11 protein-coding genes and 1 pseudogene are annotated in these 10,882 nt (G+C 66.9%); 2 read left to right on the plus strand and 10 right to left on the minus strand.

Going from position 1 to position 10,882, the window contains the following annotated elements; all coding sequences use genetic code 11:
- Positions 1-157: 157 nt before the first annotated feature.
- The 6 genes and pseudogenes from L2D00_12905 to L2D00_12930 form a co-directional block, all read right to left on the minus strand.
- Entirely contained in the window at positions 158-826 is a 669-nt protein-coding gene (locus L2D00_12905) for a thioredoxin family protein (GenBank protein ID WBQ12738.1), read from the minus strand.
- 31 nt (positions 827-857) lie between these two features.
- On the minus strand, positions 858-3,017 hold the full coding sequence (locus L2D00_12910; protein WBQ12739.1) for a thioredoxin family protein: 2,160 nt from the start codon (positions 3,015-3,017) through the stop codon (positions 858-860).
- A 187-nt stretch (positions 3,018-3,204) separates the two neighbouring features.
- Positions 3,205-4,041 carry a SapC family protein gene (locus L2D00_12915; protein WBQ12740.1) on the minus strand — a complete coding sequence of 279 codons (837 nt, stop codon included), beginning with the start codon at positions 4,039-4,041 and terminating at the stop codon, positions 3,205-3,207.
- A 108-nt stretch (positions 4,042-4,149) separates the two neighbouring features.
- A complete protein-coding gene (locus L2D00_12920) occupies positions 4,150-4,392 on the minus strand; it encodes a hypothetical protein (GenBank protein WBQ12741.1) in 243 nt (80 codons plus the stop codon).
- 18 nt (positions 4,393-4,410) lie between these two features.
- A complete protein-coding gene (locus tag L2D00_12925; protein WBQ14514.1) occupies positions 4,411-5,553 on the minus strand; it encodes a TonB-dependent receptor in 1,143 nt (380 codons plus the stop codon).
- A gap of 576 nt (positions 5,554-6,129) precedes the next feature.
- Positions 6,130-6,585: pseudogene (locus L2D00_12930) on the minus strand (Plug domain-containing protein).
- 144 nt (positions 6,586-6,729) lie between these two features.
- Here L2D00_12930 and L2D00_12935 point away from each other — a divergent pair.
- Both L2D00_12935 and L2D00_12940 read left to right on the plus strand, forming a co-directional pair.
- Positions 6,730-7,167 (plus strand): transcriptional repressor, encoded by a 438-nt coding sequence (locus tag L2D00_12935; GenBank protein ID WBQ12742.1) that lies wholly within the window; start codon positions 6,730-6,732, stop codon positions 7,165-7,167.
- A 13-nt stretch (positions 7,168-7,180) separates the two neighbouring features.
- On the plus strand, positions 7,181-8,104 hold the full coding sequence (locus L2D00_12940; GenBank protein ID WBQ12743.1) for a hypothetical protein: 924 nt from the start codon (positions 7,181-7,183) through the stop codon (positions 8,102-8,104).
- 10 nt (positions 8,105-8,114) lie between these two features.
- On the opposite strand, the gene L2D00_12945 is transcribed toward L2D00_12940, so the two are convergent.
- Genes L2D00_12945 through L2D00_12960 form a run of 4 tightly spaced genes read right to left on the minus strand, consistent with a single transcriptional unit; the run spans position 8,115 to position 10,878 of the window.
- Positions 8,115-8,939 (minus strand): protein-glutamate O-methyltransferase CheR, encoded by an 825-nt coding sequence (locus L2D00_12945; GenBank protein WBQ12744.1) that lies wholly within the window; start codon positions 8,937-8,939, stop codon positions 8,115-8,117.
- Positions 8,936-10,018, minus strand: coding sequence for a chemotaxis response regulator protein-glutamate methylesterase (locus L2D00_12950; protein WBQ12745.1), 1,083 nt, complete (start codon positions 10,016-10,018; stop codon positions 8,936-8,938). The genes L2D00_12945 and L2D00_12950 overlap by 4 nt, the downstream gene beginning before the upstream one ends.
- Before the next feature lie 32 nt (positions 10,019-10,050).
- Complete coding sequence (locus L2D00_12955; protein ID WBQ12746.1) at positions 10,051-10,416, minus strand: response regulator; 366 nt, start codon at positions 10,414-10,416, stop codon at positions 10,051-10,053.
- A 12-nt stretch (positions 10,417-10,428) separates the two neighbouring features.
- Complete coding sequence (locus tag L2D00_12960) at positions 10,429-10,878, minus strand: chemotaxis protein CheW (GenBank protein WBQ12747.1); 450 nt, start codon at positions 10,876-10,878, stop codon at positions 10,429-10,431.
- Between the last annotated feature and the right edge of the window lie 4 nt (positions 10,879-10,882).

Consider the following 10,882-nt stretch of genomic DNA (forward strand, 5'->3'; position numbering starts at 1 on the left):
TCCATCAGGCGGAAATTCATGAATTGGCGCGCAGATTAGGGCGCCGCGCCGGCCCTGAAAAGCCGGTCCGGGGGCGCGGCGCAGCGCGGGCAGCAAAAAGCCCCGGCGCCGCATGGGCCGCCGGGGCTGGTTCGTTCGTTCGGGTCGGTGCGAGGGACTACGCGCCTTCGTATTTCACCGAGCAGCCATAGGGCTGGGTCTCGGGCACCGACACCGGCTCGCCGGCGGCCAGTTCGTCCAGCGCCTGGCTGACATAGTTCAGTGCGCCATTCAGAGAGGCTGGATTGGCGCTGGGCTGGTCGTCGATGGCACCGGCGTACTGGATGACGCCATCGGCATCGATGACGAACATATGCGGGGTGGTGCGCGCCTCAAAGGCGCGGCCGATATCGCCGCTTTCGTCAAGGATCACGTGGGTGGGGCTGGCGCCGCGCTGTTCATTCAGCTCGAGGGCGCGTTCGGGCGACACATGGCCTTGCGTGCCCGGGAAGGAGGAGATGATCTGCAGCCAGACATGGCCTTCGTCCGCCGCGCGGGTCTGGAGATCGGCCATGGTGCTTCCGTGATTATAGTGCTTCACCACGAACGGGCAGTCATGATTGGTCCATTCCAGAATCACCGTCTGCCCGGCGAAATCGGACAGCGACACGCTCTCGCCAGCGGCGGTGGTGCCGGTGAAGGCCGGGGCCGGATTGCCGGGGAAGGGCTCGGCTTTGGCCAGACCTGTGAAGGCGGCGATGGCGAGCGCCGAAGCGGTCAGCAAGGTGGCGCCGAGGATCATGTGGCGGCGATTCAGGCCGGTGGTTTTGGCGGCGGCTTTGATCATGCGGGTCTCCTGTCGAGGGCTTCAGTTGAACTCAAGGGCTCACGGCGCGGTCTACGGCGCGGGTGACGATGGTTCCGGTCAATAAGGGCGGCAGTATGTCGGGCGCGCTGCCACCGGCCGGATACATGAGATAGAGCGGCACGCCGGCGGCACCATGCTGCGCGAGCGTATCTGCGATGCGCCGGTCGCGATTGGTGAAATCGGCGCGGAACAGGGCCACGTCGTGCGCGGCGAAATGGGCGATCACGCTGCGGTCCGACAGCGCGCCGGCCTTGTTGACCTGACAGGTGACGCACCAGGCGGCGGTGAAGTCGACAAAGACCGGCCGGCCGTCTCGGCGCGCGGCTTCCACGGCTTCGGGCGACCAGTCAGCCCAGAGGGCGTCCGCGCCGGAGGGCGCTTGGGAGACCGTCGGCTGCGTCGCGGCGGCGTAGAGCAGGCCCGCGGTCAGCACGGCGGCGGCCGCTGCCGTCACCCGCGCCCATGTCCCGTGCATCGAGAAGGCCCAAGCTGTGAAGCCCGCCGCGAGCAGCATGACCAGCGCCCACAGAACGCCGTTGGGTCCGGTCTGGGCGGCCAGCACCCAGACCAGCCAGATCGCAGCTCCGAACATGGGGAAGGCCAGCACCTGACGCAGCCGGACCATCCACGCGCCGGGCCGGGGCAGGAAGGCGAGGAGGTTGGGATAGAAGGCGACAATCACAAACGGCAGGGCGAGGCCGATCCCGAGGAAGGCAAACACCGCCAGCGCCACATGGGGCGGCTGACCCAGCGCATAGGCCAGCGCGCCGGCCATGAAGGGCGCGATGCACGGCGCGGCGACAAACACAGCCAGCACGCCGGTGAAGAACGCGCCGCGGCGGCCGGAGTCCCGCACGCCTGATCCGACCGACTGCAGCGAGGTGCCGACTTCAAAGACGCCCAGGAAATTGAGCCCGATCAGGAACATCAGCAGTGCCAGACCTGCCACCACACCGGGTGCCTGAAGCTGCATGCCCCAGGCGGCATCGCCGCCTGCTGCGCGCACCGCCAGAAAGGCACCGCCCAGAGCGAGGAAGGTGAGGATCACGCCCGCGCCGAAGATCAGGCCGAGAAGCCGTCCCTCGGCCCGTTCGATGCCGCGCTTTTCCACCAGGGTCAGCGCCTTCATGGACAGGACCGGGAAGACACACGGCATGAGATTGAGGATCAGCCCGCCGATCAGCGCGAAAAGCGCTGCTTGCACAAAGCTGATGCCTGACGACGGCGCGCCGGCGGCAGAGGCATCAGGTGCTGGAGCTTGGGTGCCACCGGGCGTACCGGGGGCAGATGCCGCCTGGACCGGTGCCGCTGCGAGGCCAGAGACCTGCACGCCCGGCGTGGCCTCGATCGTAAACGCCATGCGCGTTGGCTCGCCGCGATCCATGCGGTCAAAGGTGATGACGCCGCCATAGGTCTCGTTCACGGTCTGCCGGGTCAGGCGGCCCGGGCGCAGATCGACGCGCGCCTCGCCGGCGTCCAGCGTCACGCGCTGAGGCGCGGCATGGTCGATAACGGACGGGTTGAAGGGGAAGAAGGCGAGATTGCTGACGGCGTCGGCGCCGCCATCGAGTGGCGCGCCGGCCAGCGTCAGGATCAGCGAGTCCTCCCCGCGCACGAGCCCGGCTTCAAACGCGCCTGCAGGTTCGGGTGCTGCGTCAAAGGCCGCGGCGATCAGGTTGGCACCGGCGCGATCCGGGCGGCTGTCGCCCACGTCGAGGGTCAAGGTCAGCTGCGCGTCCTCGGGCACGCAGATATCCTCGCATACAAGCCAGCTGGCATAGGCGGGAATCTCGATCCGGCCGGGCGCGGCGTCTGCCGGGACGGTGACCGGCACGGGCAGGGTCACCGCGTTGGAGTAGCCGTAATTGGTGAGCGGCCCCAGCGGGTAGGCTTTGGGCGCGGGCCAGACGATCTCACCCACGGTCCAGCCCTCCGGCAGGGTCAGATCGAGCTCGGTCGGCAGGCCGGAATCGCCCGGATTGCGCCAGTAGGTGTGCCAGCCCGGCGCGATGTCCTGGTGCAGCGCGATGTAAAACGTCTCGCCTGGTGCCACCGAAGCCCGGTCGGCCGTCAGGCGCGGATGCACCCACGGCCCGTCCGGGCTGAATTCCTGCGCAGACGCGGCGGCTGAGAGCGCAAGCGCGGCGAGGGTGGCGAGCAAGCGGATCAAATCAGGCATCCTTCGGGACTGGGGCCGGGCAGGGGCGTGTGCAGGCCTCAGCATATACGCTCTGCGGCCTCAGGCTGGAACCGGGCTGACACGCTTGTGAACGCACAGTGATCGCCCGCAAGAAAAACGGCCGGGGGATGTCTCCGCCCGGCCGTTCTGCAATGCCATCTGGACCGGCTTGCGGGCCTTACAGCTCCGGCGACGGCGGCGGTGCCACCGGCGGAACCGTGAAGTCGCGCGGGGTCGTGCCATCGCGGCGTCCGGCGCGCTGGATCAGATAGTCCCATTGGGCCATGGACATCAGGTGCGCATAGATCGCACCCAGCGCCGCGTTGTCACGCAGACGGGCCAGGTTCTCGTTGGAGAGCGATTTGAGCTTCTCGCCTGACACGCCCCAATAGCTCGCCACGACTTGCGGCTCGCCAATGGCATTGCCTTCGGCGTCGCGCTGCTGGAACGTGGTCTGCTGCTGGTCGAACAGGTCGAGATCGCGCAATTCCTTCACGAACTCGACCGTGGACGCGACGTCACTTTCAAAGCGGCGCACATAGTCGATGGCGCGCTCCAGAAACGGGGTCGGCGTGCCGTCATCATTGAAGAACGGCTCGGTCGGCTTGTCGGAGAACAGGTGTGAGCCGGCATCCACGCACACGGTGAAGCGGTCGCTTTCATCGGTGTGGCTTGCGGCCACGAACGGATAGCGGCGTACGAACGCGGGCAGGTAGCAATGCTCTTCATACTGCCCGGTCTCCGGGTTGACGAAGAGGTTGGCACCGGCCTGCAGGCCCATGGCCGCGACCGGCGTGCGGTTTTCACCCAGGAAAATGATGGGGAAGCGCGAGGCGGCCAGACCGAATTCGCCCACGGTCAGCGGAACGAAATGGCTGTCCATCAGAAAGTCGAACGGACGGTCCGTGTACTTGAGGCCCTTGCCCTTGTGGACCTGGGCGCTGAGCGGTTGCGGCTTTTTATAGAGCGGGAGCTGACCTTGAAGGGTCGGCTCATTGGCAGTGGCGTCGGCCATGTCGATTTTCCCCTGAATGCGCGGTTGCGGTTGGTTAGCGCACGCGGCGGCGCGAGGCAACAAAGCCTGGCGCCGCCGCGTCACGCGCTGATCTGCAAGTTCGGGGCCTCAGGCACCGCCAAAGCGGGCACCCACGCCGACGTAAAGCGCGCGCCCGATGATCGGAGCCTCGTCCTTGAAGAAGGAGGTGTGCCGCGGGCCGGCCTCGTCCAGCAGATTGCGGCCCTTGAGGTAGACCGATGCGTCCACGCCTTCGAACGGCAGACTATAGCTGGCGTCGAACGACACCAGATTACAGCCCGGCGTGGCGCTCTCGGCTTCGGCCACCCGGTTCTGGGAATTGACCCGCAAACTTTGGTCGGGGCTGGCCTAGAACCCGGCCCGGATGGCCAGGCGGACATTGCGTCCGGGCAGCGGGACCAGATCCTTCAGGAAGGAGGTGTGCGCGCGCGCCTCTTCGTCGGTGATGTTGCGCACGCCCGCGATCAGAGCCACATCGCGCGCTCCGGCGAACGGGCGCCATTCCACAGACGCGTTCAGCAAGGTGTAGCCGTCTGTCGGCAGCTCGAAAGCCGCAACATCATCCTGCTCAGCCACCAGGCGCGCCTCGCCCCGGGCCGAGAGGGACCCGAAGTCGGCCTCGATCCCGATCAGGCTGGACAGGGGCGGGATGCGCGGCAGGTTGCCGCCGTCAGTATCGCCCTGAACATAGTCGACGACGGCGTCCATGGACCAGGCCGCGCCGAACGCGTCGCCAAGCTCCAGACGGCCGGAGACTTCGAACCCGGTCAGGGACGCATCGGTCTGGCGGTACTCGAACACGTCCAGCTCGTCTTCTTCGGCCCCAGTCCCGAACAGCCCGATGAAGCCGTCATAGTCGGAGTGGAACACATTGGCCTGAGCCGACCAGCGCTCGCCGCTCCAGCGCGCCGTGCCTTCGAGCGACCAGGCGGTTTCAACGCCCAAGTCCAGGTCGCCCACCTCGAAGGTTTCGGTGGCCAGGTGCGGGCCGTTGGAGAACAGCTCGGTGTCGGTAGGCGCGCGTTCGGTTCGTGACAGCGTGACGGCCAGGAAGGCCTGATCCGCCGGCCGGAAGAAGAGCGAGCCTGAGGCGGAGACCGTATCGAAGCTGCGCTCCGCGTTCTGTCCGGTGAGGTCGCGCCTCTCAAGACGCGCGCCCGCTTCCGCGCCCCAGCTCTGGAAATCCCAGCGCTCCACCGCGAACAGGCCGAAGTCCGCGGTGTTGACCGACGGCACGAAAGCTTCCTCGCCGACCGCGGCGAAGTCCTGATTGAGGAATTGCAGCCCCCAGGCGCCTTGGCGCGCGCCTTCATGGGCGTGAGCAAGCTCGATGCGGCCTTCGACCCCGTCGCGGGTGAACGTCACGCCGACCTCGCCATCGCCTTCGATTTCGGAGTGCTCGTATTCGCCGTAGGCGAAGGACCAGCGAACCCGGTTGAAAAAGCCGTCAAGATTCAGCTCGCCACGCAGATCGATGCGGGTCTGCTCCATGACCAGAAGAGCGCCGCCCTCTTCGTCCCCATGTTCGTCATCATGGTCCTCGTCATGATCATGGCCGTCGTCGTGATCGTCCTCGCCGTGCTCATGGGCGTGGCTGTGACCGGGCAGGCCGTACTCGCCGTTGGTCGATTTCAACGCGACGCCGACAAAGCCCCAGTCCTCCACGAGCGAGACCGCGCCGGAGACCGTTTCGAACGTGTAAAAGGAATTCGAGACAGTCCCGAAATCCTCTTCGTCTTCTTCGTGCTCGTGATCATGATCCTCGTCGTGATCGTGCTCGTCTTCTTCTGCAGCGCGGAAGGCGGCGGATTCGGCGAAGCCGGGAATGTCGAAATTCTCCGCTTCCCGGCGCAGGGCCTCCAGCTGGAAGACGAAAGGTCCCGCGCCGAAGGCGACGCGCCCGGCGGCTTGGGTCCCCTCATCCACGCTCGTCGCGCCCAGATAGGCGAAGCCGTCAAAGAGGCCGTCCACGCGCCCGGTCGGAACGCGGCCGTCCAGGATATTGACCACGCCGCCGATCGCATTACCGCCATAGGCGATGGCCGCAGGCCCGCGCAGGACTTCAACGCCGCGCGCGCCGAGCACTTCGCCGGCCACGGCATGGTCCGGGCTGGACGCAGAAGCGTCCATGGCGGTGAGCCCGTTGATGAGAACCGCGACGCGATCCTCGCCCAGGCCGCGGATGACGGGACGGCCCGAGGCCGGGCCGAAATAGCTCGAATTCACACCGGGCAGAGCGTCCAGCGTATCGGCGATGTTGCCGCCGAACAGCTCCACCAGCCGCTCCTCGGTGAGCACGGTCACCGCGCCGACGACCTCATCGGACTGAAGGCGTAGGGGCGTCGAGGTCACGGTGATCACATCCGGCTGCTCAGCAACGCCAGTGTCCGCCGTCGTCTTGGCGAAAGACGGTGCCGCGTCGCCGCGCTGTTGCGCCTGAGCGGAAGGCGCGCCGGCGGCGGCCAGAAGCGGCGCGGCCAGGGCAGTGGAGACGAGCAGGCGGGTGATCAGGGGGAGGGACATTGGGGGGTGGCTCCAATTTGTTATATTATTACGAGCCGGTGTGATACTGTAACGCTTTCGCCATGGCAAGCCGGTCTTCCGCCTGCGGATTCACGCCTGCGTGAGGTCTCGCGCGGCGCGCCGCAGCCGGTTAGGATACGCGTCATGACCGAGGAGATGAGTCGCGCCCTGTCCGCCGCCGAGCGGATCTGCCGGAGCCGGGGTCTGGCCCTGACGCCCGTGCGCAAGCGCGTGCTGGAACTGCTGCTGGAAGCCAGTGCGCCGGTGAAGGCCTATGATCTGCTGGCTGCCTTGCGGCCCGGTGCCAGCGCCCAGCCGCCGACCATCTACCGGGCGCTGGATTTCCTGACCCGGGCGGGTCTGGCCCACCGCGTGGAAGCGCTCAACGCCTACACAGCCTGCGTCCATGCAGGCGGGCGCGGCACGGCAGAGCTCTATGTGTGCGAAACCTGCGGCCTGGTGGAGGAGCGCCACCGCAAGGAACCCGCCTCCGAGGGGCCGGGCGGGTTTCAGGTGAGCCGGTCGGTGATCGAGCATTACGGTCACTGCGCCGCGTGCGCTGTGGCCAGCCAGAACGCCTGAGCGGGAGGCGCGCATGATCCCCTTGTGGCGCGGCAATGCCAATGCCTGGGAATGTGACGAGCTGGGCCATCTCAATGTGCGCTTCTATCTCGCCAAAGCCTGGGAGGCGATCGAGGCCCTGGCAGAGACGCTCAATATGCGTGCCGCCTTCCAGCCGGGTGCCACCGCGACGCTGATTGCGCGCGAGATCGATATCCGGTTCCTGGCCGAGGTGCGGCCCGGCGCGCCGCTGGTCATCAAGGGCATTGTCACAGGCTTTGACGATACCAGCCTGACGGCGGTGCTGGTGATCGAGCATGCGGCGCTCGCACGCCCGGCGGCCACTATGCGCCTGCGCCTTGATCATGCCGATCCGTTGACCGCGCGGCCATTCCCCTGGAGTGCGCGCGCCCGCGCGCACCTCGAAAGCCTGCTCGGCGCGGCACCCGCGCAAAGTGCCGCACGGTCTCTTTCTACATGCCAGCCGGCGTCAGATGTATCGGTGTCACGCGCCGACGCTCTGGGCCTTCAGGAGATCGGGCGCGGACGCGTCAACACCCAGGATGCTGACCGGTTCGGGCGCATGCGGGCCGAGTTCGCGCTGGGCAAGGTGTCCAGCAGCGTGGTCCATTTCGCCGGCGGCTTTCCGGAGCAGTGGGAGGTCTACCGCTCCGGCGCGCCGCTGGATGCTGCCAGCGTGCTGCTGGAGGCCCGGATCGTCATGCGCCGCTGGCCTGTGGCGGGCGAGGGATATGTCATCCGGTCGGGGCTTGCCGGCGCGAACCGCAATGTGCGCCATCTGGTCCATTGGATCTGCGATCCGGTCAGCGGCGGAGCGCTGTGGACCATGGAAGGCGTCGGCGGTCTTCTGGATCTGGAGACGCGGCGCCTGAGGCCGGTCGAGGTGGATGCGCTGGCTTCCCTGCAGTCAGCAGTGGTTACCGGTCTGACGGTCTGAGGTGCCGGCCTCAGGCGGCGGCGCGGTTCTTGGAATCGGCGCGCGCATAGAGGCCGCGATGGCCCTCTACCGGGCGCAACGCGTCGCACAGCCCGATCACGGTCTCCGAGGTACCGAGGATCAGATAGCCGTCATCGGCCATCTGGGCGGCCAGCCGGTTGAGGATGTTCGTTTTGGTCTCGATATCGAAATAGATCAGCACATTACGGCAGAAGATGACGTCCATGCGCCCCAGGCGGGAGAAATCGTCGAGCAGGTTGGACTGCTCGAAGCGCACCTTCTGGCGCAGATGCGCCTTGACCCGCCAGGCTTCACCGGCCTGTTCGAAATGCTTCACCAGACGCTGGATCGACAGTCCGCGCTGCACTTCGAACTGACTGTAGAGCGCGGCCTTGGCCTTCTCCAGAACCGCCCGGCTCATGTCTGTAGCGAGGATGTCAGCGTTCGGGCCGCCTGCCTCGTCCAGCAGCATGGCCAGCGAATAGGGCTCCTGGCCCGACGAGGCCGCCGCACACCAGATTTTCAGCGTCCGGCCTGCGCGTGCCGTCTTGAGGGTCGGCGCGACCACGTTTTCAAACAGATCGAACGGGGTCTTGTCACGAAAGAAGAACGTCTCGTGGGTCACCAGCGCCTCGCACACATCTGTGAGGATCGCCTTGTCACCACGCATCATGGCGTCGATCAGCGGCTCGATAGCGGCAAAGCCTGACCGGCGCGCCAACGGGCCGAGGCGGCTTTCGACCAGATAGGCCTTCTCCGGACCCAGCACGAGCCCGGTGCGCGCACGCACCTCGCGGCACAGATAGTCAAACTTGCTCGGTGCCAACTGGCTCATGACAGTCCTTTCAGTCGGCGGGCGATTTCCGGCCCGATATCGCTCAATGGCAAAATCATGTCGGCCAGCCCGGCTTCGGCGACGGCACCGGGCATGCCCCAGACCACGCTGCTGGCCTGGTCCTGCACGATCACTTGCGCGCCTGTTGTGCGCAGGCGCCGCACGCCTTCGCGCCCGTCCGACCCCATGCCGGTGAGCACCACGGCGAGCACATCGCGCGCGCCGGTGGCGGCCAGGCTCATGAAGAGCGGATCGACGGCCGGACGGCAATAATTCACCGGCGGGTCCTCGTTGAGGGCGGCTTGAAGGCCGTCCTTTCCGGTCCGGACGGTCATGTGGAAGCCGCCTGGTGCCAGATAGATGCGGCCCGGCTTGATCGCTTCGCCGTCCACTGCCTCGGCGGCGGGCAAACCCAGCTTGGACAGGTGCTCGGCCAGAATCGCGGTGAACAGGGGCGGCATGTGCTGGGTGATCAGGACAGGGACGCGCGTGTCGGCGGGCAGGGCGCTCACCACTTCGCGCAAGGCCTGGGGCCCGCCGGTCGATGCGCCGATGGCGATGATTGACGGGCGCGCGGTGGATGCGCGCGCGGCAGGGCGCGGCATGGGCACCGTCACACGCGGCGGCGGCGTCAGACGCGGGCAAAGTGTGACCAGCTTCTGCAGCAATTCGGCCCGGTAGGCCTCGGCACCGCCGAGATGTCCAGCTTCGGGCTTGGCTGCGTAGTCAGCAGCGCCCAGCGACAGGGCCTTCACCGTCACTTCCGCGCCCTGGCGCGTCAGGGTCGAGGCCATCACAACGCGCGCGCGCGGCGCGGCTTTCAGGATCAGTGGCAGGGCGGTCAGCCCGTCCATGCGCGGCATTTCCACGTCCAGCACGACCAGATCGGGCTGCAGCTCCGCGGCACGGCGAACGGCCTGTTCGCCATCGGGGCAGGTCGCAGCGAGGGTCAGCCTGGGGTCGGCGTCGATCCATCGCGCCACCAGGCCGCGCACCACCGCGCTGTCGTCTACCACAAGCACACGCGGGTTGGAGCCGGCGGGCGATGAAACGCGGGTCTGGGACGGGGCGGCGCTCACGATCTCATGTCTCCTGGCCGGTTGACGCGGGGTCAGACCAGGCCGGCCTCGGCAAATTTGGATTCGATAATCTCGCCGTCGAACGGTTTCATCACGTATTCGTCCGCGCCTGCGCGCAGGGCCTGGGTGATGTGGGCCATGTCATTCTCGGTGGTGCAGAACACCACGACCGGCTTCTTGCCGCCGGCTTCGAGACGCAGCTTGATCAGAAAATCGAGCCCGTTCATCACCGGCATGTTCCAGTCCAGCAGGATGGCTTCCGGCATGGCCTTGCGGCAGGCGGTCAGGGCTTCCTGACCATCCCCGGCCTCCTCGCAGAGAAAGCCCATATCCTCGACAATCTTGCGCGCGACTTTCCGGATAACCCGGCTGTCGTCGACCACCAGACAGGTCTTCATCACGCGCCCTCCTCAGGCCGCCATCGCCGCGCGCCGCCCGATCAGGGCGCGCACGTCCAGAATCGCCAGGAGCTGGTCTTCCAGCCGGTAGACGCCCCGGATCAGGGCGCGCCAACGCGGATCGAGATGGCCGGGCGCGGGTTCCAGCGCTGCCGGGTCCAGGCGCAGTACCTCGCCCACGATATCGACCAGCACACCATACAGATCCGAGCCCTCTTCCAGGCCCAGCGCCATCGCTGGCTCGTCTGCTTCGCGCGCACTCAGGCCGAGGCGGGTGCGGCTTTCCACCATGGTGACGATACGGCCGCGCAAATTAAGCAGGCCCGCAATCCCGTCCGGGGCGCGCGGCACCGACGTGATGGCCTGCGGGCTGAAGACTTCGCGGATCTCGCTGACCTCCACGCCAAAAGGCTGGCCTCCGATGTGAACGGTCACGTATTCGATCAGCTCCTGCGTGCTCATCTGT

Source organism: Hyphomonadaceae bacterium BL14, from assembly GCA_027627705.1.
In the GTDB taxonomy this organism is placed as follows: Bacteria; Pseudomonadota; Alphaproteobacteria; order Caulobacterales; family Maricaulaceae; genus Oceanicaulis.

Excerpts from the sequence above, each read along its gene's own strand:
- L2D00_12955 (WBQ12746.1), bottom strand. The coding sequence starts at position 10,416 with ATGAAGACCTGTCTGGTGGTCGACGACAGCCGGGTTATCCGGAAAGTC.
- L2D00_12945 (WBQ12744.1), bottom strand. The coding sequence starts at position 8,939 with ATGAGCCAGTTGGCACCGAGCAAGTTTGACTATCTGTGCCGCGAGGTG.
- L2D00_12940 (WBQ12743.1), top strand. The coding sequence starts at position 7,181 with ATGATCCCCTTGTGGCGCGGCAATGCCAATGCCTGGGAATGTGACGAG.
- L2D00_12960 (WBQ12747.1), bottom strand. The coding sequence starts at position 10,878 with ATGAGCACGCAGGAGCTGATCGAATACGTGACCGTTCACATCGGAGGC.
- L2D00_12935 (WBQ12742.1), top strand. The coding sequence starts at position 6,730 with ATGACCGAGGAGATGAGTCGCGCCCTGTCCGCCGCCGAGCGGATCTGC.
- L2D00_12915 (WBQ12740.1), bottom strand. The coding sequence starts at position 4,041 with ATGGCCGACGCCACTGCCAATGAGCCGACCCTTCAAGGTCAGCTCCCG.
- L2D00_12925 (WBQ14514.1), bottom strand. The coding sequence starts at position 5,553 with ATGGAGCAGACCCGCATCGATCTGCGTGGCGAGCTGAATCTTGACGGC.
- L2D00_12905 (WBQ12738.1), bottom strand. The coding sequence starts at position 826 with ATGATCAAAGCCGCCGCCAAAACCACCGGCCTGAATCGCCGCCACATG.